The following is a 25,803-nucleotide window of genomic DNA, read 5'->3' as shown; positions in this document are numbered from 1 at the left end:
CCCTGGGGGCTCCTGAGGGTTACGGGATCTCCCCTAGGGGCGGAGTTTGTAGCCGAAGCCGCGGACCGTCTCGATGCGTTCGTGGCCGATCTTGGCGCGCAGCCGGCGGATGTGGACGTCGACGACGCGGGTGTCGCCGGTCCAGGCGTAGTCCCAGACCCGCTCCAGGAGGAGGTCGCGGGTGAGGACCGTGCCGGGGGAGGCGGTGAACTCCTGGAGGAGGCGGAGTTCGGTCGTGGTGAGGGAGAGGGCGCGGCCGGAGCGGTGCGCGGTCAGGGAGACGGGGCAGAAGTCGAGGTCGCCGAAGCGGAGGCGGGCGCTGCGGGGGGCCGCGGGGGCGGCACGGCGCAGCAGGCAGCGGATACGGGCGGCGAGGACGGTGCCGTCGAAGGGCTTCGTGACGTAGTCGTCGGCGCCGGCCTCCAGGCCCATCACGACGTCCACGGGGTCGTTGCGGGCGGATATCAGCAGCACCGGCACCCGGGACTCCTCGCGGATGCGGCCGGCCAGGCTGACCCCGTTCAGGCCGGGGAGCATGATGTCCAGGACCGCGACATCGGGCCGGTGCGCGCGGAAGAGGTCGAGGCCGGTGGCGCCGTCGGCGGCGGTCCGTACGGCGTATCCGCTCGCCTCCAGGGCGAGGCGGGTGGCCTCCCGGATCATCTCGTCGTCCTCCACCAGCAGGACCTCGTGCATGGCTGTACTCCGGGGGTAGGGGGTGGGGGTGGCTCTGAGGGGGGATCACGCGTTGGGCACCCTGAGTCGTACGGGCCCTACGTCCATGGCCCAGTCGGGGGCGGGGCCCCGGTCCGGGGTGAGGACGGCGTGGCTGTAGTACGCGGCGTACTCGCGTCTGACCAGGCCGCTGAGGACGAGGCCGGCCGGGAAGGACGGCGGGTCGCCGTGCGGGCAGCCCGAGACGCAGGCGAAGTCCACGACGAGGCCGGTCGCGACGGCGTGGGAGGTGCCCCAGCCGCGCCATTTGAGGCCGTACAGGGTGGTGGTGTCGGTGAGGTCCACCACGTCGGGGGTCTGCCGGGGTACGGAGCGCGCGTCGTTGACGTACGCGGGTCCCGACCAGGGGATCGCGGTCGGTGCCGGGCCCTCGGCGCGGGGGCCGCCGGAGACGGTGCCGCATCCCGCGAGCCCGAGGGCGAGCAGCGCGGCGAGCACGGGTCTGTCGTACCGCATGCCGCCCTCCTTCCGGTGTCTTCAGTGGCCTTGACCCCTTTTAGGAGAGGTCGAGACCACTTTCACCCGATCTCGGTAAACGCGACATGTCCTGACATTAAGAATCAGGCAAAGCAATGGAAGCGCTCCCACAACTCTGTAACAGCCCGCCGTCGCATCCGACCGCGAGCTGTGATCCGGCCGCCGGACCGCTGTCACGCGCGGCTGGTTCCTTGTGGCGCACCGGGGCCGACGGCCTCGACCGGGGCCGGCGGCCTCGGGAACCCGGAACGAGTCAAGGAGCACGAGGTGTCGACCTCCCCCACCCAGGTGTCCGCGCCCGTCGCGGAACGCCGTAAGAAGTCCCGGCTGCGCGGTCGCCGGGCCCTCACCGTCGCGGGCGTCCTGCTCGCCCTCGTCGGCGGCGCGGCCGGCACGGCCATCGCGCAGCCGCCGCCCGGCGCCTGCCGCCAGTGGTGCAACAACCCGCCCGGCGGCACCCCGGTCATCACCAACCAGCAGTGGGACGACGCCGAACAGGCCGCCGACTTCTGGGCGAACCATCAGGTCGATCCCCATCTCACCTGGGGCGTCGGCCGGTTGAACGACGCGAACGGCCACGGCTGGCCCGGCCAGGGCGACGGCGGTCGCTGGTTCGACTTCTGGGACAGCGCCGCGCACGCCTGGCGGAACATCTACTACGGCGGCCGGTTCAACGACCGCGGCGGCGACCTCGCGTCGTTCGAGCAGCAGGGCCGCGGTGTCTCGTCGAACCTCGCGTTCTCGACGGGCAACGGGCGTACGGCGCCCTACGTCGAGTACGACATCGACGAGCACACGTCGACGCGGTCGCAGGACCGGGGGCTGCGGCGGATCATCCGCAACCCGCTGACCGGGAACGTCTTCGCGACCTGGGACCACTACCAGACGTTCGCCTGGCTGGGTAAGTACTGACAGCCGCCTCAGGGGTCGCAGTCGGGGGTGCGGTCGGGGCCGCACCCCCTCCCTCTTCTTTCTCCTTCAACTCGAAAGGCAGGGGTGTCAGTTGACCGGCACGCCGACCTGGATTCGCCCGCTCGCCGAGGCTCCGGCCACCGCGCGGGAAGTACGCGGCTCGCTCAGCCGCACCCGTCAGGACCTGTTCACCGAGTGGGCCGCCGGACTCGGGTTCCCCGGCCATTTCGGCCGCAACTGGGACGCGTTCACCGACTGCCTGCGGGACGTCGGGCCGCTGGCGGTCGTCGTCCGGGAGGCGGGCGATCTCCTCGCGGACGCGCCGCCCGGCGAACTCGGCGTCCTCCTCGACGTGTTGGGGGAGAACGGGCTCGTCACGCTCCATCCGGACGACACTCCCGAGCGCCTGGAACGGTTCACCGAACGCCTGTCCGGCGCGAGTTGACGCCTCGGGCTACGACTGCGGCGAGGGGAACGCCACCGGCCCCCGCAACCCCGCCCGGTTCACGGCCCGTACCCCGAAGAACACGTTGTCCTTCGACAGGTCCACCTCGTACGAGGTCACGTCACCGGCCTCGACGACGTGCGTCCACTCGAATTCCGTCGTCTCGCGCCAGACGACCTCGTAGCCGGCGAGGTCGGGTTCCGTGCCCCGGCTCCACACCAGGCGGGTCGAGTTGGTGAGCGCCGAGGTGACGATCCGGGTACCGCGCGGGGCACCCGGCGCCTGGGCCAGCGTCCACAGCGCGGCGGCGTTCACCCGGGCGACGCGGGCCGTGAAGGCGAAGTCGCAGAACTCCGGCAGGTCCCCGAACTGGCGCCCGTTCTCGACGCGTACGTCCTGGTGCTGGTGCGCGAAGTCCTCGGCGGGCTCGGTGAACCGGAGTGCCGGGTAGCCGTTCTCCAGGAACGGGATGTGGTCGCCGCCCCGCAGATAGCGGTCGCGCCGGTAGATCACGCGCACACGCATGCCGGTGGCGTCGTTGTCGGCGACATCCCTTACGAATCGGGCGAGTTGGCGGGTCTCCGAGTCGTTCTCCCCGCCGACCGAGCGTCGTACGGCGGCCTGTTCGGGAGTCTCCGACGAGGGCACGCCCTCCGCGAAGAGCCGGAGGGTGTACGGGTCGCGGCTCCCGTCGTCGGCGGTCGAGCTGCCGACGATGTCGTTGGTGAACATCGCCCGCACCTCCGCTCCGGCACTCTTCAACTGCCGTGCCAGGTAGCCCGATCCGTACAGTCCCTGCTCCTCCCCCGCGACCGCCGCGAACACGATCGTCGACGCCGGACGCCGTCGCGCGAACACCCGCGCCAGCTCCAGTACGACGGCCACCCCGGACGCGTCGTCGTCCGCGCCCGGCGCGTCGGAGACGGCGTCCATGACGTCGCTGACCCGTGAGTCGTAGTGCCCGGAGACGACGTGCACCCGCTCGGGGGTGACCGAACCCCGCAGCGTGGCAAGGACGTTGGCGATCCGGGTCGGGACGGGGATTCTCGACGCCGGTTCCTGGACGTACGACTGGAGCTCCACGGTCATCCGGCCGCCCGACTCGGCGGCGTACGACTGGAGTTCGTCCCTGATCCAGTCGCGCGCGGCGCCGATGCCCCGGGCCGGGTCGTCCTGGACGGAGAGGGTGTGGCGGGTGCCGAAGGAGACGAGGGTGCGGACGGTCGCCTCGATCCGGTCCCGGTCCAACTCCTTGAGCAGAGCACGGAGTTCACGGCTCGGGCGCTGGGCCGTCGCCGGGCGGGGTACGGCGGTGCGGTCGGCCTCGTCCGCCTGGGCGGGCGTCGTGCCCAGGGCCGCCGCGGTGGCCGCTGTCGCGGTGAGGACGGTGCGCCTGGTGGGGGTGGTGCGCCTGGCGGGCGTGGGGGGCATGGCTCCTCCTGGGGCGGTGTCCCGTCGATGCTCCTGGACACCGCCTCGGGGCGGCAAGAGGGCCTGGGTCAGGGCGAGTTGGCGGGCTTGACGGTCTCCGCGCAGAGTTGCAGGCCCTGGGGGCTCCAGCACGGCAGGTGGCCGTGGGAGCGGATCGTCGTCTGCCCCTTGCCCCGGATGAGGTAGGTGAGGAAGCTCGCGGCGAGGGAGCCGGCGGGCGGGCTGTCGTAGGTGTAGGCGTACTCGATCTCGCGGTACGGGTAGGCGCTGGTGCCCTGTTCGATGGCCTTGAGATCGGGCTCGTTGCCGTCGAGGGCGAGCGGGTGCAGGCCCTTCGTGCCTTCGGCGACGTTGAGTTCGCTGTAGCCGATCGCGCCCGGCGTCCTGCGGACCATCGCCAACACCTGCTCCGTGGAGTCGAGTTCGCAGCGGATCGGCGCGTCCGGCGGCCGGTAGTCCCGCTCGACGCAGTCACCGGAGGTGTTGGCCGTCTCGTTCTGGCCCAGCACCCGGTGCTGGAACACCTTCCTGGTACCGGAGTTGGCGTCCCGGCTGACCATCCGCACCGGCAGGTCGGGGCCGCCCACCTCCCGCCAGTTGGCGATCTCGCCCCGGTAGACGCGCCGTACGGCGCTCGTGGAGAGGTTCGTCAGCGTCACGTCGTCGTTGACGACGAGCGCGAAGACCGAGAGCGCCGCCCGGTCCTCCACGAGTTCGTCCATGCCCGCGGACTTGGGGCCGTCTGAGATCGCGATCCGGGACGCCGAGCCCTTCCGGCCGCCCTCCGCGTCCAGTTGGCGCAGACCGGCGGTCGAGCCGTGCGCGTCCACCTCGATCGTCGCGCCCTCGCAGTCGTGCTCGAACCGTTCGGCGACGTCCCGCACGACCGGGGCGAAGGCGGTCGAGCCGCTGACGGTCAGTCTCCCCTTCGCGCACTCGATGGGCGGCGGGGTGTCGTCGCGGGCCACGACGATCGCCGCCAGCGTCACCACGCAGACCGTCAGCATCACCGAGATCGCCCGCGCCGCCCGGCTGAACAGCGGGGGTACGTCGTCCGGGGTAGCGCTGCGGTTGGGGTGTACCTCACCCTCACGTATGCCGCCGTACAGGCGTATGGGGCTGCCGACGTCGCCGCCGGAGAGCAGGACGAGCAGTTTGAAGTGGTCGCCCCGGTTGAGGGGGACGCGTGGGACGCGCAGGGTGTGGCCGTCGTAGCCGAAGCCCCGCTCCACGGTGAAGTGGCCCATCAGGTGGTCGGTGTCGGTGGGCTGGGTGACCGTGACGCCCTTGACCGTGCGGTCGGTGAACACCGCGGTCAGGCCGTGGACTTCGGGCGAGGTGTAGTCGTCGCGGTCGATGCCCTGCGAGCCGTCGTTCTCGATCCGCAGCAGCACCAGCGTCGCGTCGGTCATGCCCGGGGTCTCCTCGAAGAGACCCAGCCGCCGGTTGGCGCGGCCCGAACGGGCGTCGTCACCTATGGGGTTGTCCATCTGGACGCGGTAGCCGATCCGTCTTCGGCGCGGCACCCTGCGCTCGTACCAGACCATCACCCCGGAGGCGACGATGCCGAGCAGGGCCGTGCCGACGGCCACCACGTTCTCCGCGTTCAGCCACTCCACTGGGCTCCCCCGCCACCGCCGACCGCCGGATCGTGCCGTCACGGTACGTGCGCGCGAGGGTGTACGCCCGGACAAACCGGGCCAACTCCCTTATGTTCGCCGGACGTTCACCCCTTGGTGTAGGTCAGCCTCTCCCCGGTGGCGGTGTTGGTCCGTTGCAGGCCGCCGCTCGGCAGGAGGGCGACCTCCGTGGCGCCGCCAGGGGTACAGGAGGAGAGGGGGCGGCCGGTGGTGACACGGGAGGGGCCGTAGGTCAGGGGGCCGTCGTCGGTGGTCGCCCTGCGGGTGAGGGTGGCCGTGAACTCGCAGTGGTAGCCCGGGCCTTCGGCGACCAGGGTGAGGGCCGCGGTGCCCGGTTCGCCCTGGGTGATGGTGAGTTCGCGGGTGCTCACGCCGTTCGTGTTGTCGATGGTCGCCGTCCAGGTGCCCAAGTAGGTGGCGGGGACGGCTCCTTCGCCCGTGGGGGTGGCGGAGTCCGAGGGGCTGGGAGCGGGGGACGTGCTGTCCGGGGTGCCAGGGGTGTTCGCGCCGGCCGTCGGGGAGGGGCCGGGGTTCTTCGCCTCGGGGGTGCCGTCGCCGTTCATCAGCGCGTAGACGGAGGCTCCGGCCGCGACGGCGACGATCAGGGCCACGGCTATGAGGAGGGCGGTGGCGCGGTTGTTGCGTCGGGGGGCGGGGGTTTCCGGGGGGTACGGGGTGTAGGGGTGGTGGGGGGAATGGGCGGTGTGGGTGGCGTAGGGGGTGTACGGGGGGTGGGTCAGGTGCTGGGGCGGGCCGTAGGGGTTGGCGGGGCCCGTAGTACCCGTAGTACCCGCGGCGGACCAGGCGCCGGGGGTGTGGGCCGCGCCGGGGGCGCCGCCGTACGAGGGCTGTGGTGCGGGGCCGTACCCGGGCGCGGTCGGCGGCGAGGACTGCGGGGGGTACCCGTACCCCTCGGGGGCGGGCGGCGGGGCGGGGTGGCCGGCCGGTGCCGACGCCGGTCGTCCGGGATACCCGTACCCCTCCTCCGCCTGCGGTACGGGCTGGGGGTGCTGCTGGGGACGGCCGTACGCGGGGTGGTCGGGGGCGGGGCCGGCCGGGGTGGTGCCGGCGGGCGTGGCGGACGGGGGCGGGGTGCCGTCCTCAGCGGCGCTCCGGCCCGTGTTCCGGCCCGCGTTCCGACCGGCGTCGCGGTCGGCGTGCCGGTCGGCGCGGGCCTGACCCGGCGTGGGCGGACCCGCGGGCGAACTCCCGGGCGGGCCGCCCTCCTTGCCCCGCGGGCCGGAGTGCTCGGGCACCGCCTCGGTGCTCCCCTCCCCCTCGCCCGGCCCCTCGATGTCGAGCAACCGCACGGCGTGGCTCCCGAGTTGGGCGACCAGGCCGCTCGGCAGCCAGGGGTCGCGGGACCGCCCGTCGGAGACCGTGTCCTCGGCGCCGATGCCCTCCAGGACGGCGTCCAGGGAGGGCCGGGCGGCGGGGTCCTTGCGCAGGCAGGCGAGGACGAGATCGGCGATCCCCTCGGGCACGCCCGTGAGGTCGGGCTCCTCCTCGGCGATCCGGAACATCAGCGCGTGGATGCCGCTGTCGGCGTTGCCGAACGGCAGCAAGCCCGTCGCCGCGTACGCGAGCACGGACCCGAGGCAGAACACGTCGGACGCGGCGGTGATCCGATCGCCCCGCACCTGCTCGGGCGCCATGAAACCCGGAGACCCGACCATCGCCCCCGTAAGGGTCAGCTCGGGGGTGTCCCCCTCCAGCACGCGGGCGATGCCGAAGTCGATGACCCGGGGGCCGTCGATCGTGATCATGACGTTGGACGGTTTGAGGTCGCGGTGCACGATGCCCGCCGCGTGGATGTCCTGGAGCGCGTGCGCGAGCCCGGCGGCGAGGATGCGCACGGACCGCTCGGGCAGGGGGCCGTGGTCACGGCTGACGACCCGTTCGAGGCTCGGTCCGGCGACGTACCCGGTGGCGACCCAGGGCATCCCGGCCTCGGTGTCGGCGTCCAGGACGGGCGCGGTCCAGTGGCCGCCGACCCGGCGCGCGGCGGCGACCTCCTGCCGGAACCGCTCCCGGAACTCCTCGCGCGCGACGAGTTCGGCGCGGACCAGCTTCACGGCGACGGTGCGGCCCCGGTCCGATCTGGCGAGGTAGACGTGGCCCATGCCGCCGCCCCCAAGGCGCGCGACCAGCCGGTACTCCCCGGTCCGCCCCCGGAGCCGGAACCCCGGCGAGATCCCCATCGGGTCCCCCGCGCCCAGCTTCTCCATCGCCGCCGCCCGCCTTCCCCCCGCACACGTGAACGGGCCGAGAATAATCGGGCGGTACGAGGAGTCGTACGCCGCGGTGTCGACGGTTCCGTAACAGGGGGCCGGGGCCGATACCCGTACGACCCCCGAGGGCGGCTCGGGGATACCCGTAGTACCCGCACGGCCCGGCCCGCTCCCACCCCCGACAACCTGTCGCGGATTCTCCGCATCCACAGCACAGGACGCCGATACCTTTCCGCATCGCGGACATTTACGCTCACTCCCATGACCCTTGAGACCGACCCCCAGGCCGGCGCCGCAGTGAAGGCGGCGGACCGTGCGCACGTCTTCCACTCCTGGTCCGCCCAGGACCTCATCGACCCGCTCGCCGTGGCCGGCGCGCAGGGGTCGTACTTCTGGGACTACGAAGGGAACCGCTACCTCGACTTCAGCAGCGGACTGGTCTTCACGAACATCGGCTACCAGCACCCGAAGGTCGTCGCGGCGATCCAGGAGCAGGCGGCGAAACTCTCCACGTTCGCACCGGCGTTCGCGGTCGAGGCACGTTCGGAGGCGGCCCGCCTGATCGCCGAGCGGACCCCCGGCGACCTGGACAAGATCTTCTTCACCAACGGCGGCGCGGACGCGGTCGAGCACGCGGTCCGCATGGCCCGGCTGCACACCGGCCGCACCAAGGTCCTCTCGGCGTACCGCTCGTACCACGGGGGTACGCAGCAGGCCGTCAACATCACCGGCGACCCGCGCCGCTGGGCCTCGGACAGCGGCTCCGCCGGGGTCGTCCACTTCTGGGCGCCGTACCTGTACCGCTCGCGGTTCTACGCGGAGACCGAGGAGCAGGAGACCGCGCGCGCCCTGGAGCACCTGGAGACGACGATCGCCTTCGAGGGCCCGGCGACGGTCGCCGCCCTGATCCTGGAGTCGGTCCCCGGCACGGCCGGCATCATGGTCCCCCCCGCGGGCTACCTCTCCGGGGTGAGGGAGCTGTGCGACAAGTACGGCGTCGTCCTGATCCTGGACGAGGTCATGGCCGGGTTCGGGCGGACCGGCGAGTGGTTCGCGGCCGACCTCTTCGGCGTCGTACCGGATCTGATGACCTTCGCGAAGGGCGTCAACTCGGGGTACGTCCCGCTGGGCGGGGTGGCCATCTCGGGGGCGATCGCGGAGACGTTCGCCAAGCGGCCGTACCCCGGAGGTCTGACGTACTCGGGTCATCCCCTGGCCTGCGCCGCGGCGGTCGCGACGATCGGCGTGATGGCCGAGGAGGGCGTCGTCGAGAACGCGAAGCGGCTGGGCGCGGATGTCGTCGGACCGGCGCTGCGGGAGCTGGCCGAGCGCCATCCGAGCGTCGGCGAGGTCCGCGGCACCGGCATGTTCTGGGCGCTGGAGCTGGTCCGGAACAAGGAGACGCGCGAGCCGCTGGTGCCGTACAACGCGGCCGGTGAGGCGAACGCGCCGATGGCCGCCTTCGCCGCCGCCGCGAAGCGGGGCGGCCTGTGGCCCTTCGTCAACATGAACCGCACCCATGTCGTCCCGCCGTGCAACGTCACCGAGGAGGAGCTGAAGGAGGGCTTCGCCGCTCTGGACTCGGCACTCTCCGTGGCCGACGAGCACACGGTCGAGCACACGGCGTAACTCCGAGGTCGTAGCGGGGTACCCCTGCGGGGGTATCGCGCGATGAGGGCTTCTTCTGATTCGAACGCGTAAGGTGGCGTGCTCGTAGGTATAGGCGAGTACGTCACCCCACGGGCTCCGGCGACACCCCGCCGGCCGGCCGCGCGTCGAACGTGACGAAGGACGAAGGAGGCCCCCGACCATGTCCGCCGGCAGCGGCAACGGCGCCGTGACCCGCAGCACCCTGCGGCAGCAGATCGCCGAGGCCCTTCGCGACGAGGTACTGGGGGGCCGGCTCCAGCCGGGCCAGGAGTTCACGGTCAAGGAGATCGCCGAACAGTACGGGGTCTCCGCGACCCCGGTCCGCGAGGCGCTGGTGGACCTCTCCGCGCAGGGGCTCCTGGAGGCCGACCAGCACCGGGGCTTCCGGGTCCACGAGTACTCGGTGGCGGACTACCGGGGGATGATCGAGGCCCGCGCGCTCGTCATGGAGGGCATGTTCCTGGCTCTGGAGAGGGACAGGACCAGACTCCGCGACCCCCTGGACCCGGCGGTGGCGACCGTGCTCGCCGGGGTACGCCGCAGGGGTGAGGAGGCGCAGCGGGCCGCCGGTGCCGGTGACCTGACCGTCCTCATCGGGTACGACCTGAGGTTCTGGCGCGAGCTGAGCAGTCTCTTCGGCAACCCCTACCTTGCCGACTTCCTCAACCGGCTGCGCGTGCAGTCCTGGGTCTGCGCCGTCCAGCACCTGCGCCGCCTCACCGATCTGCGCGGCCACCTCTGGTCCCGCCACACCGACCTCGTCGACGCCCTCACCGCCCACGACACGACCACGGCCCAGGCCCTGCTCGACGAGTACAACAGGGGTGCGGTGGCGCTGATCGAGCGACTGGCCGCCACCGCATGAGGCGGGCGGAAACGGGAGAGCAAGCGGTTACGACCGACAAGAGCGGGGGCTCCGGGGGCGCCGACGCCGCTGTCCCCGGCCGGGCCGATGCGGTGTCCAGCGAGTCCGGTGCGACACCTGGCGGCCGGGCCGACACGGTTCCCGACACGCGATCCGCCGCGGTCCCCGGCCGGTCCGATGCCGTCCCCGACCTCTCCGTCGTCGTCCCCGCCTACAACGAGGAACACCGCCTCGCCCCCACCCTCGACGCGATCACCGCGCACCTCGGCCAAAACCCCTCCCGCAGCTGGGAGTTGCTCGTCGTCGACGACGGCTCGACGGACGCCACCGGGGACCTCGTCGCCGGCCGCGCGGCGGACGATCCGCGCATCCGTCTCCTCAACTCCCCGCAGAACAGGGGAAAGGGCCACGCTCTCCGGCTGGGCGTCGCCGCCTCCCGGGGGCGCCGGGTCCTGGTGACGGACGCCGATCTCGCCACCCCTGTCGAGGAGTTGGAGCACCTGGAGAAGGAGCTCGCGGACGGCGGCGCGGCGATAGCCTCCCGATCCGCCCCCGGCGCCACGGTCTCCGCCCACCCCCACCGGCTGCGCCGGCTCCTGGGCGGCGCGGGCAACTTCCTCATCCGCCGCACCACGCTCCCCGGCATCCGCGACACCCAGTGCGGCTTCAAGCTGTACAACGGCGACACCGCCCGGGACGCGTACGCCGCCTCGCGCCTCGACGGCTGGGCGACGGACGTCGAGGTCCTGCGCCGGCTGCACCGGGTCGGTGCCCCCATCGCCGAGGTCCCGGTGCGCTGGGCTCACCAACCCGGTTCGAAACTCCGCCCGTTGGACTACGGCCGCTTCCTCGCCGACCTGATACGCCTGAACCGCTCCGGGGTCCTCGCGGCGCTGCTGTTCCTGGCGTTCTCGGTGCTCCTGTACTCGGGCCGCTTCTTCGACCCGGCCGGCCGCTACCTCACCGACTCGCTCCAGGACCAGAACCAGTGGGAGTGGTTCTTCGCGGTGACGGCGGACAACGTCGCGCGTCTGCGCAACCCGCTCTTCACCGACCTCCAGGGCTACCCCGACGGCGTCAACCTCATGGCGAACACGGTCATGTTGGGGCTGTCGGTGCCTCTCACCCCGGTAACTCTCCTGTTCGGCCCGGCGGTTGCGCTGAGCCTCTGCATGACGCTGGGCCTCACCGCCACGGCGCTCGCCTGGTATCGCCTGCTGGTGCGGCGAGTTGTGCGCCACCGCCCGGCCGCGTTCCTCGGCGCGGCCCTCGCCGCGTTCGCGCCGCCGATGGTGAGCCACGCCAACGCGCACCCCAACTTCGTGGTCCTCTTCATGATTCCGCCGATCGTCGAGCGGGCGCTGCGGCTGTGCGAGGGCACCCGGCCGACGCGGGACGCGGTCGTGCTGGGGCTGATGGCGGCGTACCAGTGCTTCCTGGGCGAGGAGGCGCTGCTCCTGGCGGCCATGGGGATGACCGTCTTCGCCGTCGCCCACGCCGTCGTGCACCCGGAGGTCGCGCGGCGGGCGGCGCCGGGTCTGCTGCGGGGGCTCGCGGTCGCGGCGTCGGTGTGCCTGCCGCTCGTCTGCTACCCGCTGCTGTGGCAGTTCCACGGACCGCAGAGCTACTCCGGGATCGACCACGGCACGAACGCGGGCAACAGCCCGCTGGCGCTGCTCTCCTTCGCCGAGCGCTCGCTGCTCGCCGGGGACGCGGCGCGGGCGGACGCGCTCTCCCTCAACCCGACCGAGCAGAACGCCTTCTACGGCTTCCCGCTGGTGCTGCTGGCGCTCGCGGTCACCATGCTGCTGTGGCGGAGCAGGCCGGTCGTACGGGTACTAGGGGTCACCGCTCTCGTCGCCGGGGTGCTGTCCCTGGGGGCGCGGATCGGGGTCCCCTACACGGATGTCGTGCTGCCGGGGCCGTGGGCGCTGCTCGGGCGGCTGCCGCTGCTGGACTCGGTGATCGAGGGGCGGGTGGCGATGATCTGCGCGCCGGTCCTGGGGATGCTGGTCGCGATCGCCGTGGAGCGGTTGGCGGGGCCGGTGGGGCCGACAGGGGTGGCGCGGCAGGCAGGGGACGGCCGGTCCGCGGGGCCGGTGTCGCGGCCTCGCCTGGTGCGGTACGTCGGCCTGGCCGTCGTGGGGCTCGCGCTGCTGCCGCTGGTGCCGGCGCCGCTGAAGTCCGAACCCCGGGCGGCGGTGCCCGCGTTCTTCGCGGACGGGACCTGGAAGTCGTACGTCCGGGGCGGGGAGACCCTGGTGCCGGTGCCGCTCGCGGACCCGGCGGCGGCCGAGGCGCTGCACTGGCAGGTGGCCGCGGGGCTGGGCTTCCGGATGCCGGGCGGGTACTTCAACGGGCCGTACGGGGACGGGGACCGGACCGGGGTGTACGGGGTTCCCCTGAACTTCACCTCGGGGTTGTTCGCGGACGTCCATGCGACCGGTGTAGTACCTGTGGTGGACCCGGCGGCCCGGCGGCAGGTACGGGCCGATCTCGCCGCGTGGCGGGCGGGGGCGCTGGTGGTGGCCCCGGGGCGGTACGCGGAACAGCTGCGTGAGACCGTGGACAAGCTGATGGGGCGGCCTGGTGAGCGGGTGGGCGGTGTGTGGGTATGGGACCTGCACGAGGGGAGCTGACCGAAGCGGGAGCGACTACCCTTCCCTGACCGGACGAATGCGCTGAGTGACTTCGGATGAGGAGCGTTTCTTTGGCCTGTGACCTGTGGCTGGTACCGCTCGTGGACGTGTTGTGCCACACCCCCGACAACCCGTTCGCGGACGAACTCGCGCAGTACAACAACGTGCTCGCCGAGAGCGGACTCCCGCCGGTGCCGGTGTACCAGTACATGCCGGGCCTGTCGGGAGAGGTCGCTCCGGTGGCCGGCTTCGACTACGACGCGCTGCATTTCCTGCGCCGCGTCTACCTGTTGCAGGTGTGCGGGCTGCCGGTGACGCCGGTCGGCGAACTCGGCGGGGACTACGAACAGTTGCTGGAGATGTTCGAGGGGACCGCGCAGCAGTCGCATCTGGTGTGGCACTACGACCACGCGGGCGCGTACGTGCCGGTCGACTTCCCGGCGCCGCTGTCGAACGACGAACTCCTCGCCGGGGGCGGCCCCTTGGGCTCGTCGCAGGCGCTGCTGCGGGAGCTGGAGTACGTCGCCCCGGCGATCGGCATCGACCCGGCCAACCCGCCGGCGCCGCCGCAACCGCCGTCGGCGCCCACCGAGTTGGAGGAGCCTGCGGGACCGGCTCCGTACGACCCGAGCCCCTTCGCACGCGAGCGGCACGTATGGCTCGGGCTGCACGCGGCGGCGACGCGGAGCCTGGCGCAGGGGTCGATGATCGTGTTCAGCTAGGGCCCGTCGGGAAGGCGCCGGGCCGGTTCAGGTGCGGCCGGGCCGGTTCACGTGAGCTGGGAGAGGCCCCTCGCCAGGTCCTCCCGGTTCATGACCGGAGTCAGCTCGATCTCGGCGCCGAAGTCGAGGAAGAAGGGTTCGCCGATCTTCGGCATCTCGGAGCTGTCCTGGACGTCGATGACCAGATAGGCCGTGCGGCGGCCGTGGTCGAGGGTGAAGTAGGCGGCTTCCGGCTTGAGTTGGCCGAGCGCCTCCTCCATCAACTGCGGCATCTTGCCGCTGCGGATCGCGTCGTTGGCCCGCTCGGTGTCGAGCGCGGCCTTGAGGAGTACGCGCATTGCACTCACCTTCTCGGTCAGAAGCATCATATGCCCGAAAAGGTTTATTTGTGAGGTTGAGTGGTAGGGGGAGCCGGCGTCCGCGACGGCTCCCCCTACCCCTGTGGGAGGACTTCCCGTACCTCTGAGGGCCGGCTCAGAACACCGGCGTCCCGCCCTGCGTCAGCTTCCAGTTGACGGCCGCGAAGTCCGCCGGGTCGAGCGTCTTCTTCGCGGTCACGTAGTCGATCATCAGCTGCCGGATCTCGTTGGTCGAGCTGTACGCGATGTCGGCGGACGCGATGTGCGGGTACCCCGAACCGCCGTTCGCCCGGTAGTTGTTGACCGCGACGACGAACACCTGGTCGTCGGCGACCGGCTTCCCGGCGTACGTGAGGTTCTTGATCCGGGACCCCTCCGGCTGCGCGATGTCGATCTCGTAGCCGACGCCAGCGGCGGTGTCGTACATGTAGTCCCAGAAGTTGTTGGCGTTGGTGAGGGTGGCGGTGTCCACCTTCGTCCCGCTCGGCACCTGGTGGTAGTACTTCGCGGCGTACTCCAGGTAGTCCTTGAGCTGTACGCCGGTGAGCTTCTTCCCGTACAGGGTGTTGTCGTAGATGTAGAGGCCCGCGATGTCCTTGATGGTGACGGAGCCCTGCGGAATGTCGGCGGTGCGGCTGAAAGGCGCGGCCACGGAAATGATGGGGAGTGCGGCGTCGGCGGCGGAAAGGCCCGCTTTCACGTTGTCGATCTGGACCTGGTGGATGAAGTCCATGATCGGTACGTCCTGCCAGCAGGAATCGGCGGCCGAGAGGTCGGCGGTGCAGGTGCCCACGGCGGTGTTGACGTACTTGACGACCAATTCGTGGTCGGCTTCGAGGAGTTTCTTGATCTCCGGGTCCTCGTCGACGGTGTTCGGATTGAGCGTGGTGGCGGTCTTCTTCGTGACCTTCCACTGCCCGCGCACCAATTCGACCTCGAAGTCGAAGACGCTCAGCCGGTATCCCCAGCAATAGGGTTCGGAGAGGAGGACGTCCGCGCCGCTCTCCTCGTTCTTCACGGTGTACGACGGCACCTCGACGTGCGTGTGGCCGACGAGGATCGCGTCGATGCCGGGGACCTGCTGGGCGACCAGGTTGGAGGCGTTCTCGACGTACGGCAGCTCGTCGCCGTACGAGGAGGAGCCGTCCAGGCCGGAGTGGTCGGTGAGGAAGACGATGTCGCAGCCGAGGGCGCGGAGCCGGGGGACGAATTTCTTCGCCTGCTCCACGAGGCCGGGGAAGACCATTTTCCCGCTGACGTTGTCCTTGTCCCACAGGGCGATTCCGGGGTTCGTGAGGCCGAGAATTCCGACCTTGATGTCCGGTGCCCCGGGGACGCGGATGCGCTTCACCACGTACGGCTGGAAAGCGGGCTTGAGGGTCTTCGCGTCGAGTGCGTTCGCGCCGAGGAGCGGGAAATGACACTGCTTCTCGAATTTGCGGAGCGTGTCGATTCCGTAGTTGAACTCGTGGTTCCCGAGCGCGGCGGCGTCGTACCGCATGTGGTTCATCGCGACGGCCATCGGGTGTTTCGGGCCGCCCTTCGCGGTGATCGGCTCGACGCGGGCGAAGTAATAGGCGAGGGAGGTGCCCTGGATGATGTCGCCGGCGTCCACGAGGAGAACTCTGTCCTCCCCCTTCGCCTTTCGCTGCTGTTTGATGAGCGTGGCCACCCTGGCGACCCCTACGGAATTACCCTTGGTGTCGCTGTACGCGGCGTCCTTGTAGTAGTCCCAGTCGAAGACGTGGCTGTGCAGGTCGGTCGTCCCGAGGATCGAGAACGACCACGTCTTCGTCCGGCACTTCTCCGGCTGCGCCGCCTGCGCGGCCGGCGCCCCCACCGCGCTCGCGGCGGCGACCGCCGCACCGGTGACGGCCGATTTCTGCATGAACTGGCGGCGGTTCAAAGGGGACTTGGGCATGAGGGGGCTCCTGGAGCACGCGACGGGGTACGGACATGACTACCCGCGTAGATGCTTGCGTTCCCCGACTCGGGGGTGGAACCAGGAGTTGGCCATGGGCGGGTCAAGGATGGGATTCGGGGCGGTGATCGAGCCGATACGCTGAGTGGCGGCTGGTCTGCGTGGCGGGAGGCACATCATGACGTCGACGACCGAGCTGCCGACGGCGAGCGACATCGAGCCGCACGACTTCGAGGCGCTGCTCACGACCCTCGACGGGTTGGACGTGCCCGGCTACCGGGCCGAGATCGCCGGAGGGAGCATCGTCTTGTCGCCGTGGCCGAAGGGGTACTACATCGATGTCGTGGAGTCGGTCTGCGACCAGCTGAGGTCACGCCTCCCCGAGGATCACCGCATCACCATGTCCCCGGCCCTGTACGTCTTCCCGGGAGACGAGCGGGCCTACGGTCCTGACATCCACGCAGCGTCCCGGCAGGTCTTCAGCACCTCCAGCCCGCGCCTCGACGGCGAGGCCCTCTCCTTCGCAGCCGAACTGGCCTTCTCCCCGACGCGCGACAACGGCCTCACGGAGAAGGCCCGGGTCTACGGACGGGCCGGAGTGGCGGTGTACCTCCTTCTCGACATGCCGGCGGAGGAGGCCACCGTCTTCTGGATGCCCTGGGCCAAGGGGTATCAGGCACGTCACAGGAAGCCCTTCGGGGAGAAACTCCACATCCCCGCCCCCTTCGACTGCGAACTCGACACGACCGGCTTCCGCCGCCCCTGAGGTGCCCCTGAGGTGCCTCCAGGGGGCGCCCCCGAGCGTCCCCTACATCCCCGGTACCACCACCCCCAGCGCCCCCTCCCGCACCCGCCAGGTCCGAGTCCGTACCGGTCCCGCGACGCCCGCGTCGGCGTCGTACAGGAAATCGCCCCCGGAGACGGTCACCACGCCCCCGTGGGCGACCAGGGGTGACGCCTCCGCGCCGACGGAGGCGGGGCGGATCTCGATCAGGGCCGTGCCCGAGGCGCCCGGGGTCACGGACACCGCCTCCACCGGCTGGTCCAGGTCGACGAGGATCTTCCCGTCGACTTCGACGCGCAGCCGGAAGGGCCCGGGCGGCGCGGGCGCGGGACCGTCGAGGTGGGGGACGAGGGCCCGTACCAGGGAGCTACAGGTACGACGCCAGCGCCGGACCCCGGAGACGTCGTCCGAGGGCCCCGTAGTACCCGTAGTACCCCGGCCGCCCCCGCTCCCGCCCCCGCCCCGGCCCCCGGCTCCACCACCGCCGCTCCCGCCCCCGCCGGCCCCCCTGCCTCCCGTACCCCCCGTAATACCTCCGTCCAGCCCCGGAGCCCCCCGCCCGCCCGGCGGAATCCGCAGCACCCCCAGCACCACCCCGTCACTCTCGTCCACCAGCAGATCCACCCGCTTCTCCACCCCGTCCAGCACGGCCCGCGCGGCGGCGACGGCGTCGGTGGGCACCCCCAGCGCCCGGGCGACCGTCACCGCACCCCCCACCGGCACGACGGACAGCACGCACCCCGCCAGCTCCCGCCGCCGGTGCAGCAGGGAGACCGCCCGCAGCAGCGCCCGGTCGTCCCCTACGACCACAGGTCTACGGGACCCCCTACGGGCCAGCGCCCGCGCGAATTCGTCGTGATCATCGGGAAGGCACACTTTTGTCGCCGCCCCGGCACTCAGGACATCTTTCGCGATGCGCACGGATTCACCGTCGGTCTTCCGGGCAACCGGGTCGATGACCACCAGCAGCTGATCGGACGCCGCGAAATCGGAAGTCGCGAAAGTCGCCACCTCGGTCCTGCCTCGCTTCCTCGGGTAGCATCTTTGTGCAAGAGCCCCTTGCGCTATTGCGCCAGGGGCTTCGTCTATTCCGGGGCATCCGGGTCCGACGGGCAACGGCCGTACGACGGCTGCCGGCGACCGCAGTGCGGTTGCCGGGGTACGAGGCACAGGGCCGTGCCGCGTACGCCCCTGACCTTGGGTCTGCCCCGCCCGGAAGGGGTGTACGCGCGTGCCCGCACTTGTGCTGCTCGGTGCTCAGTGGGGTGACGAGGGCAAGGGAAAGGCGACGGACCTGCTCGGCGGCTCCGTCGACTACGTGGTCCGTTACCAAGGCGGTAACAACGCCGGCCACACGGTGGTCGTGGGCGACCAGAAGTACGCCCTCCACCTCCTCCCTTCCGGAATCCTCTCCCCCGGCTGCACGCCGGTCATCGGCAACGGCGTCGTCGTCGACCCGTCGGTCCTGCTCTCCGAGCTGAGCGGTCTGAACGAGCGCGGCGTCGACACGTCCAAGCTCCTGATCAGCGGAAACGCTCACATCATCACGCCGTACAACGTCACCGTCGACAAGGTGACGGAACGCTTCCTCGGCAAGCGGAAGATCGGTACGACCGGGCGCGGCATCGGCCCGACGTACGCGGACAAGATCAACCGCGTGGGCATCCGGGTGCAGGACCTGTACGACGAGTCGATCCTGACCCAGAAGGTCGAGGCGGCGCTCGACGTCAAGAACCAGATCCTCACCAAGTTGTACAACCGCAGGGCCATCTCCGTGGCTCAGGTGGTGGAGGAACTTCTGGAGTACGCCGACAAGCTGGCGCCCTACGTCGCCGACACGGTCCTGGTGCTGAACCAGGCCCTCGAGGACGACAAGGTGGTCCTCTTCGAGGGCGGCCAGGGCACGCTCCTGGACATCGACCACGGCACGTACCCCTTCGTCACCTCGTCCAACCCGACGGCGGGCGGCGCCTGCACCGGCGCGGGCGTGGGCCCGACGAAGATCAGCCGGGTCATCGGCATCCTCAAGGCTTACACCACCCGGGTGGGTGCGGGCCCCTTCCCGACCGAACTGTTCGACGCGGACGGCGAGGCGCTGCGCCGGATCGGTGGCGAGCGTGGTGTGACGACCGGCCGCGACCGGCGCTGCGGCTGGTTCGACGCGGTGATCGCCCGGTACGCGACGCGCGTCAACGGCCTCACCGACTTCTTCCTCACCAAGCTGGACGTCCTCACCGGCTGGGAGGAGATCCCGGTCTGCGTCGCGTACGAGATCGACGGCAAGCGCGTCGAGGAACTCCCGTACTCGCAGAGCGACTTCCACCACGCGAAGCCCATCTACGAGACCCTGCCCGGCTGGGCGGAGGACATCACGAAGGCCAAGACCTTCGCCGACCTCCCGAAGAACGCGCAGGCGTACGTGAAGGCGCTGGAGGAGATGTCCGGGGCACCGATCTCCGCGATCGGCGTCGGCCCGGGGCGTGACGAGACGATCGAGATCAACTCGTTCATCTGACAGGTCGGTTGAGCGGACGGCGGCCGAACTCCCGTACGGGGGACGGCCGCCGTCCGTGTGCCGCGCCCCGGCCGGCCCGGTTTTCCAAAGGTCTAGTTGACGCACATTTAACGCCCCGACCTCTCTCCCCGACTCATTCGGACTACAGCATTCCCCTCCGACGGCCGATACAGCGAAGACGGCTCACCGGCAGGGAGAGGGGTACCCGATGGCAGTGGACGAGGGCGTCGCGCCGGCGACGGGCAGCGGCGACGCGGGGACGGTTCACCGGCTGAAACCCAACGCCGTGGGGTTGTTGGGCGTGGTGTTCATGGCGGTCGCGACGGCCGCGCCGATCACCGCGATGACGGGGAACGTACCGTTCATCGTCTCCTCGGGCAACGGTGTCGGCGCCCCCGCGAGCTACCTCGTCGCAATGGTCGTCCTGGCTATCTTTTCCGTCGGGTTCACGGCGATGGCCCGGCACATCACGTCGACGGGCGCGTTCTACGGCTTCATCTCGTACGGCCTCGGCCGCACCGTGGGGCTCGCCTCGGGCCTGCTCGCTACCTTCGCGTACGTCATCTTCGAGCCGGCGCTGATCGGCATCTTCTCCTCGTTCGCGACGTCAACGCTCAAGGACCAGACGGGACTTCACATTCCGTGGTGGGTGTTCGCGGTGCTGATGCTCGGCGTCAACGCGCTCGGCACCTGGTTCGGCATCTCCGTCGCCGAGAAGCTGCTCGTCGTCCTGCTGGCCACCGAGGTGACCGTCCTCGCGGCGATGGCGGTGTCGGTCCTCTTCCACGGCGGCGGCCCCGACGGCTTCTCGCTGGACCCGGTGAACCCCGTGAACGCCTTCAAGGGCACCTCGGCCGGACTCGGCCTCTTCTTCGCCTTCTGGTCCTGGGTCGGCTTCGAGTCGACGGCGATGTACGGGGAGGAGTCGCGCGACCCGAAGCGGATAATCCCGAAGGCGACGATGGTGAGCGTGCTGGGAGTCGGCGTCTTCTACGTCTTCGTCTCCTGGATGGCGATCAGCGGCGTCGGCGAGCGCAACGCCGTGCGGGTCGCGACCGACAACCCGCTCGCCCTGTTCTTCGACCCCACCGAGCAGTACGTCGGCCACTGGGCCGTCGTCGTCATGCAGTGGCTGATGATCACCGGCTCGCTCGCCTGCGGGATGGCCTTCCACAACTGCGCCGCCCGCTACGTCTACGCCCTCAGCCGGGAGGGGGTCCTCCCCTCCCTCCAGAGGACTACGGGTCGTACGCATCCCCGGCACGGCTCCCCGCACATCGCGGGCCTCGCCCAGACCGCCGTCTCCGCCGTGCTGATCGGCGCGTTCTGGCTCGCCGGCAAGGACCCCTACAGCGGTACGTACGTACTGCTCGCGATCCTCGGGACGATGGCGATCCTGATCGTCCAGGCGGTGTGCTCGTTCGCCGTCCTCGCCTACTTCCGGTCCCACCACCCCGAGAGCCGCCACTGGTTCCGCACCCTCACCGCCCCGCTCGTCGGGGGTGTGGCGATGCTCGCCGTCGTCGTACTTCTGGTGTCCAACATGGGGGCAGCGGCGGGCCCGGAGTCCGGCGCGCTGCTCCTCAGGGCGACCCCCTGGCTGGTCGCCTGCGTCGCCCTCGGCGGGATCGGCTACGCCCAGTACCTGAAGCACCGCACCCCCGAGCGGTACGCGCTGCTGGGGCGGACGGTGCTGGAGGAGACGAAGGAACGCTGAGGGCGGCCGGAAAACCGCAGCAACCGGTTGCAGCAACCAGCGCCGGCACCGGCACCGGCCTCACCCCGACACCGGCCCAGCCCCAGCCCCGGCCCCGGCCCCGGCCTCAACTCCCGCCCCGGCCGGGCCGCCCCCCTCACCCCTGCCCGAACTCCCGCTCCCGATACTCCCGCCAGCGCTCCATCATGGCCCCGATCTCGCACTCGACGAACTCGAAGAAGGCGAGCGTCTCGGCCATCCGGCGCCCGGCGGGCGTCTCGGCGCCGAGGCTGTCGACGCCCTCGCGCAGCGACGACTCCCAACGCCTCAGCACGGACTCGCGGTTGGCGAACGCCTCGTACCACTGGTTGCCGCGCACCCGGTAGCGCTCGCGCCGCGAGCCCGGCTCCCGCTCGCGCGTCAGCATGCGCTGGTCCGCCAGGTAGCGCACCCCGCCGGACACCGCCGCCGGGCTGACCTGGAGCTGTTCGCCGAGGTCGGCGGAGGTGAGGACGCCCTCGTCGGAGGAGAGCAGCGCCGCGAAGATCCGGGCCGGCATGCGCTGCATCCCCGCCTCGACGAGCTGCGCCGCGAAGGACTCGACGAACTTCGAGACGGCTTCGGCGTCCCGCCCACCTGCTGTTCCGTCCATGGCCTCAGCCTACCCGGGCTTCAGATCATTCATGAACTTCACAAATTTCTGAAAGAAGCGTACGTTCGGAACCATGACGACCACCATCGAGGTCTCCGGACTGCACAAGTCCTTCGGCCGCACCCACGCCCTGGACGGCCTGGAGCTGAGCGTGCGGACCGGTGAGGTGCACGGCTTTCTCGGCCCCAACGGCGCCGGCAAGTCCACCACGATCCGCGTCCTGCTCGGCCTGCTGCGCGCCGACTCCGGCACCGCCCGCCTGCTCGGCCGCGACCCGTGGGCCGACGCGGTGGAGATCCACCGCCGGATCGCGTACGTCCCGGGCGACGTCACGCTCTGGCGCAACCTCTCCGGCGGGGAGATCATCGATCTCTACGGTCGGCTGCGCGGCGCCCGGCTCGACGCGCGCCGCCGCGCCGACCTGATCGACCGCTTCGAACTGGACCCGGCGAAGAAGGGCCGGACGTACTCCAAGGGCAACCGGCAGAAGGTCGCGCTGGTCGCCGCGTTCGCGGCGGACGTCGACCTGCTGATCCTCGACGAGCCGACGTCCGGACTCGACCCCCTGATGGAGGAGGTCTTCCAGGGGTGCGTCCGCGAGGAGCGCGAGCGCGGCCGGACCGTCCTGCTCTCCTCCCACATCCTGGGCGAGGTCGAGGAGTTGTGCGACCGCGTGAGCATCGTCCGGCAGGGCAGGACCGTCGAGAGCGGCTCCCTGGCCGAGCTGCGCCATCTCACCCGCACCAGCGTCAGCGCCGAACTCACCGGCCCCGCCGACGGGTTGCGCCAGCTCCCCGGCGTCCACGGCCTCGACGTCCAGGGCGACCGGGTCCGCTTCCAGGTCGATACGACCGAACTCGGCGCTGTGCTCAAGCAGTTGAGCGAGTCGGGGGTGCGGTCGCTGACGTCGAGGCCGCCCACGCTGGAGGAGCTGTTCCTGCGCCACTACGAGGAGGCGCGATGACAACGCTCGCCGGAACAAGGCCACTTCTGCGGTTCGCGCTGCGCCGGGACCGGCTGATGATCCCGGTCTGGGTGGCGGTCAACGCGCTGCTGGTCCTGTCGATGCCGAACACCCTCCGGAACCTGTACGGCACGCAGGCCGAACGCGCCGATCTGCTGGCCCAGTTGGAGACCAACTCCGGCTTCCGCTCGCTCATCGGCCCGCTGTACGGAGACTCCCTCGGCGCTCTGACCGCCTGGCGCGTCGGCGTCTTCGTCGGCGCCCTGGCCGCGACGACCGCGCTCCTGGTCGTCGTACGGCACACCCGCGAGGAGGAGGAGACGGGCCGTCAGGACAGTCTCGCGGCAGGGGCGGTGGGGCGCAGGGCGTCTCTCACGGCGGCGCTGCTCGCCTCGGGGGTCGCGAGCGGTGCGCTCGGTCTGCTGATCGCGGTCGGGCTCGCGGGGCAGGGGGCTTCGGGGGCGCTGGCGTTCGGGCTGGGGATCGCGGGGCTCGGGGCGGTGTTCGCGACGCTCGCCGCCGTCGTCGTGCAGCTCACCGAAAGCGCCCGGCTGGCAAGGGGGTTGACGGCCTCGGTGCTCGGCCTGGCCTATGTGCTGCGGGCCGCCGGGGACGCCTCGTCCACTGACGGGTCGTCATTCTTCACGTGGGTCTCGCCGTTGGGGTGGCTGGAGCATCTGCGTCCGTTCGCCGGTGAACGGTGGTGGGTGCTGGGGCTGTTCGCGGGGGCCGTCGTCGCGCAGGGGACGCTGGCGTACGTGCTCGCCGGGCGGCGGGACGTCGGGATGAGCTTCCTGCCGGCCCGGCCCGGTCCGGCCGTCGGGCGGCTCGGCAGCGCCGGGGCGCTGGCCTGGCGGTTGCAGCGGGGCAGTGTGATCGGCTGGGGGATCGGGTTCTTCCTCGCCGGGGTGGTGTTCGGCGGGCTCACCGACGGGGCCGCCGATCTCGTCGGGGACAACGAGCGGACCCGGGAGATCTTCGAGCGGATGGGCGGGCGGTCGGGGCTGACGGACGCCTTCCTCGCCTCGATGATCGGCATCATGGGGCTGGTCGCCGCGCTGTTCGTCGTCTCCTCGGTGCTGCGGATGCACGGGGAGGAGACGTCCGGGCGGGCGGAACCGCTGCTCGCGGGGGCCGTCGGGCGGGTGCGGTGGGCCGGCGGCCATCTGCTGATCGCGTTCGGCGGGGCGGTGTTCCTCATGCTGCTCACGGGGCTGGGATTCGCCGCCGGCTACGGGCAGCGGCCCTGGGCGATCCTGGGGGCCTGCCTGGTGCAGGTGGTGGGGGTGTGGGTGATCGGCGGGGTGGCCGTACTGCTGGTGGGCGCCTTTCCCCGCTGGGCGGTGGCGAGTTGGGCGGTCGCCGGGGCCGTCCTGCTCGTCGACTGGGTGGGGCCGGCGCTCGACGTCCCCCAACTCGTGCTGGACGTCTCGCCGTTCGGCCATCTCCCCAAGTTGCCCGGAAGCGCGATGACTTGGGGGCCTGTTGGTCTGCTCCTCGTGCTGGCAGGGGTGTTGGTGGCCGGTGGGCTGGCGGGGCTGCGGCGGCGGGACTTGGGCGGCTGACCGCGGAACCGTGTCCGCCGCGTCCACGTCGTTGCCCTCATGAGAGGCAACGGGCGGGACGCGGCGGGGTGTCTGCTGGCCGTCGGCGGGGCGGCGGCCGGTCTCGCGCTGTGGTCGGTGGGGGTCCGCAGCCGGTTCCACCGCTTCGAGGACTTCTCCGACTGGAGCGTCCTGTACGCCGAGCTCCCGCTGGCCGTCCTGGGCGGGACGGCCGGCGGACTCCTTTTGTGGGCAACGGTGTCGAGACGCCGGAAGCGGTAACCGGCGCCGTACGCCTCACAGTTCGACGTCGAGCCCCTCCAACCCCCTGATGACGAAGTTGGGTTTACGGCGGGGCTCCTGGGCGAGGCGCAGTGTCGGCGCCTTCTCCAGCAGGGCCGTGAGGGAGGCGGCCAGTTCGATGCGGGCGAGCGGGGCGCCGATGCAGTAGTGGATGCCGGCGCTGAAGGAGATGTGCGGGTTCTCCGCGCGTCCGAGGTCGAGCCGCTCGGGGTCGGCGAAGACGGCCGGGTCGTGGTTGGCGGAGCCGAAGAGCAGGGCGACCTCGGAGCCCCGGGGGATGACGACGCCGTCGACCTCGATCTCGTCGAGCACCCAGCGTTCGAAGAGCTGGAGCGGGGTGTCGTACCGCATCAACTCCTCGACGGCGCCCGGGATCAGGGAGTGGTCGGTGCGCAGGGCGGCGAGCTGGCCGGGGTGGTGGAAGAGGGTGTTCCAGCCGTTCACCGTGGCGTTGACGGTCGCCTCGTGGCCGGCGTTGAGGAGCAGGACGGCGGTGGAGATCATCTCCTGCTCGGTGAGCCGGTCGCCCTCGTCGTGGGCGGCGATGAGACCCGAGATCAGGTCGTCTCCCGGCTCGTCGCGCCGTGCGGCGATCAACTCCCGCAGATACGCGGAGAATTCGACGGACGCCCGGACCGCCTCCGTCGCCGTGTCCTCGGACGGGTTCAGCTCGTACATCCCGCAGATGGCCGCCGACCAGGGCCGCAGCGGCGCCCGGTCCGCCTCGGGGATGCCCAGCATCTCGGCGATGACGGCGACGGGCAGCGGCTCGGCGACGTCGGCGAGCAGGTCGCCCCCGCCCCGCTCGACGAGCTGGTCGACCAACTCCCCGGCGAGCTTGGTGACATACGGCTTGAGCCGCTCGACCGTGCGGGGCGTGAAGGCTTTGGAGACGAGGCGCCGGATACGGGTGTGGTCCGGCGGTTCGAGGTCCAGCATGCCGTGGTCGTTGAGCGTGTGGAACGGCTCGTGCTCGGCGGGCGGCGGGGTGCGGCCGAAGTCGTCGTGCGCGTAGCGGTGCAGATAGGTCCGCCCGAGCCGCCGGTCCCGCAGCAGCGCCGAGACGTCCGCGTGGTGCGGGACGAGCCACTGGTCCGTGGGCTCGTAGTGGATCACCCGCCCCCGGCGGCGCAGTTCGGCGTAGGCGGGGTACGGGTCGGCGAGGAACGCCGGGTCCCAGGGGTCGAAGGCTGCCATGCCGGGACGCTAACCCGGAAAACAGCCGCTGACCAGGGGGGTCTCACACGTGTGGTGAGCGCCGGGGGCGGTGCGGGAGGTCCGCCCCCGACGCGTACGACCTCGTGCGTACGACCTCGTG

Annotated in this window: 22 protein-coding genes; 12 read left to right on the top strand and 10 right to left on the bottom strand. The window is 71.1% G+C overall.

Annotated elements, in window-relative coordinates; translation table 11 throughout:
• Positions 1-33: 33 nt before the first annotated feature.
• Together cseB and ABZX85_RS34775 are read right to left on the bottom strand one after the other, a co-directional pair.
• Positions 34-696 (bottom strand): two-component system response regulator CseB, encoded by a 663-nt coding sequence (gene cseB, locus ABZX85_RS34780; RefSeq protein ID WP_355877749.1) that lies wholly within the window; start codon positions 694-696, stop codon positions 34-36.
• Between the two features lie 45 nt (positions 697-741).
• Entirely contained in the window at positions 742-1,191 is a 450-nt protein-coding gene (locus tag ABZX85_RS34775; RefSeq protein ID WP_355877746.1) for a hypothetical protein, read from the bottom strand.
• 288 nt (positions 1,192-1,479) lie between these two features.
• Here ABZX85_RS34775 and ABZX85_RS34770 point away from each other — a divergent pair, with 288 nt between their 5' ends.
• Entirely contained in the window at positions 1,480-2,124 is a 645-nt protein-coding gene (locus tag ABZX85_RS34770; protein WP_355877743.1) for a ribonuclease domain-containing protein, read from the top strand.
• A gap of 91 nt (positions 2,125-2,215) precedes the next feature.
• Positions 2,216-2,569, top strand: coding sequence for a barstar family protein (locus ABZX85_RS34765; protein WP_355877740.1), 354 nt, complete (start codon positions 2,216-2,218; stop codon positions 2,567-2,569).
• Between the two features lie 9 nt (positions 2,570-2,578).
• On the opposite strand, the gene ABZX85_RS34760 is transcribed toward ABZX85_RS34765, so the two are convergent.
• From ABZX85_RS34760 to ABZX85_RS34750, 3 genes are all read right to left on the bottom strand, one after another.
• A complete protein-coding gene (locus tag ABZX85_RS34760) occupies positions 2,579-4,000 on the bottom strand; it encodes a M20/M25/M40 family metallo-hydrolase (protein WP_355877737.1) in 1,422 nt (473 codons plus the stop codon).
• Between the two features lie 68 nt (positions 4,001-4,068).
• Positions 4,069-5,619 (bottom strand): substrate-binding domain-containing protein, encoded by a 1,551-nt coding sequence (locus tag ABZX85_RS34755; protein ID WP_355877735.1) that lies wholly within the window; start codon positions 5,617-5,619, stop codon positions 4,069-4,071.
• Positions 5,620-5,726: 107 nt separating this feature from the next.
• Positions 5,727-7,868, bottom strand: coding sequence for a protein kinase (locus ABZX85_RS34750; protein ID WP_355877732.1), 2,142 nt, complete (start codon positions 7,866-7,868; stop codon positions 5,727-5,729).
• A 264-nt stretch (positions 7,869-8,132) separates the two neighbouring features.
• Here ABZX85_RS34750 and ABZX85_RS34745 point away from each other — a divergent pair, with 264 nt between their 5' ends.
• The 4 genes from ABZX85_RS34745 (at position 8,133) to ABZX85_RS34730 (ending at position 13,747) form a co-directional block, all read left to right on the top strand.
• Entirely contained in the window at positions 8,133-9,500 is a 1,368-nt protein-coding gene (locus ABZX85_RS34745) for an aspartate aminotransferase family protein (RefSeq protein ID WP_355877730.1), read from the top strand.
• Between the two features lie 181 nt (positions 9,501-9,681).
• The gene (locus tag ABZX85_RS34740) at positions 9,682-10,386 is read left to right on the top strand and encodes a GntR family transcriptional regulator (protein WP_355877727.1); all 705 of its coding nucleotides are present in this window, start codon (positions 9,682-9,684) and stop codon (positions 10,384-10,386) included.
• A gap of 92 nt (positions 10,387-10,478) precedes the next feature.
• Positions 10,479-13,025: a dolichyl-phosphate beta-glucosyltransferase gene (locus tag ABZX85_RS34735; RefSeq protein ID WP_355877724.1), complete on the top strand. Its 2,547-nt coding sequence runs from the start codon at positions 10,479-10,481 to the stop codon at positions 13,023-13,025.
• A 71-nt stretch (positions 13,026-13,096) separates the two neighbouring features.
• Positions 13,097-13,747, top strand: a complete 651-nt coding sequence (locus ABZX85_RS34730) for a hypothetical protein (protein WP_055723778.1) — start codon at positions 13,097-13,099, stop codon at positions 13,745-13,747.
• A 47-nt stretch (positions 13,748-13,794) separates the two neighbouring features.
• Here the strand turns inward: ABZX85_RS34730 and ABZX85_RS34725 are convergent, their stop codons facing one another.
• Positions 13,795-14,085, bottom strand: a complete 291-nt coding sequence (locus ABZX85_RS34725) for a hypothetical protein (RefSeq protein WP_355877721.1) — start codon at positions 14,083-14,085, stop codon at positions 13,795-13,797.
• 136 nt (positions 14,086-14,221) lie between these two features.
• Entirely contained in the window at positions 14,222-16,027 is a 1,806-nt protein-coding gene (locus tag ABZX85_RS34720; RefSeq protein ID WP_355877718.1) for a 5'-nucleotidase C-terminal domain-containing protein, read from the bottom strand.
• 178 nt (positions 16,028-16,205) lie between these two features.
• Between ABZX85_RS34720 and ABZX85_RS34715 the strand changes: the two genes are divergently transcribed.
• Positions 16,206-16,793, top strand: a complete 588-nt coding sequence (locus tag ABZX85_RS34715; protein ID WP_355877715.1) for a Uma2 family endonuclease — start codon at positions 16,206-16,208, stop codon at positions 16,791-16,793.
• 42 nt (positions 16,794-16,835) lie between these two features.
• Here the strand turns inward: ABZX85_RS34715 and ABZX85_RS34710 are convergent, their stop codons facing one another.
• Positions 16,836-17,822: a diacylglycerol kinase family protein gene (locus tag ABZX85_RS34710; protein ID WP_355877712.1), complete on the bottom strand. Its 987-nt coding sequence runs from the start codon at positions 17,820-17,822 to the stop codon at positions 16,836-16,838.
• 220 nt (positions 17,823-18,042) lie between these two features.
• On the opposite strand from ABZX85_RS34710, the gene ABZX85_RS34705 reads away from it, so the two are divergent.
• Complete coding sequence (locus tag ABZX85_RS34705; protein WP_355877710.1) at positions 18,043-19,326, top strand: adenylosuccinate synthase; 1,284 nt, start codon at positions 18,043-18,045, stop codon at positions 19,324-19,326.
• 208 nt (positions 19,327-19,534) lie between these two features.
• The gene (locus ABZX85_RS34700; protein WP_355877708.1) at positions 19,535-21,043 is read left to right on the top strand and encodes an APC family permease; all 1,509 of its coding nucleotides are present in this window, start codon (positions 19,535-19,537) and stop codon (positions 21,041-21,043) included.
• Between the two features lie 136 nt (positions 21,044-21,179).
• Here ABZX85_RS34700 and ABZX85_RS34695 read toward each other — a convergent pair whose 3' ends face one another.
• Positions 21,180-21,674 carry a MarR family transcriptional regulator gene (locus ABZX85_RS34695; protein ID WP_355877705.1) on the bottom strand — a complete coding sequence of 165 codons (495 nt, stop codon included), beginning with the start codon at positions 21,672-21,674 and terminating at the stop codon, positions 21,180-21,182.
• A 73-nt stretch (positions 21,675-21,747) separates the two neighbouring features.
• Here ABZX85_RS34695 and ABZX85_RS34690 point away from each other — a divergent pair, with 73 nt between their 5' ends.
• From ABZX85_RS34690 to ABZX85_RS34680, 3 genes are read left to right on the top strand one after another with little or no spacing between them, the layout of a single operon-like run.
• On the top strand, positions 21,748-22,638 hold the full coding sequence (locus tag ABZX85_RS34690; protein ID WP_355877703.1) for an ABC transporter ATP-binding protein: 891 nt from the start codon (positions 21,748-21,750) through the stop codon (positions 22,636-22,638).
• Entirely contained in the window at positions 22,635-24,203 is a 1,569-nt protein-coding gene (locus tag ABZX85_RS34685; protein ID WP_355877700.1) for an ABC transporter permease, read from the top strand. Before ABZX85_RS34690 ends, ABZX85_RS34685 begins: the two co-directional genes overlap by 4 nt.
• A 39-nt stretch (positions 24,204-24,242) precedes the next feature.
• A complete protein-coding gene (locus ABZX85_RS34680) occupies positions 24,243-24,464 on the top strand; it encodes a hypothetical protein (protein ID WP_355877697.1) in 222 nt (73 codons plus the stop codon).
• A 15-nt stretch (positions 24,465-24,479) separates the two neighbouring features.
• Here the strand turns inward: ABZX85_RS34680 and ABZX85_RS34675 are convergent, their stop codons facing one another.
• Positions 24,480-25,682, bottom strand: coding sequence for a cytochrome P450 (locus ABZX85_RS34675; RefSeq protein WP_355877695.1), 1,203 nt, complete (start codon positions 25,680-25,682; stop codon positions 24,480-24,482).
• Positions 25,683-25,803: the final 121 nt, after the last annotated feature.

This window comes from Streptomyces sp. NPDC004539, from assembly GCF_040610055.1.
In the GTDB taxonomy this organism is placed as follows: domain Bacteria; phylum Actinomycetota; class Actinomycetes; order Streptomycetales; family Streptomycetaceae; genus Streptomyces.
The sequence above is the reverse complement of the archived record's forward strand: the minus strand, read 5'-3'. Positions and strand labels throughout refer to the sequence as shown.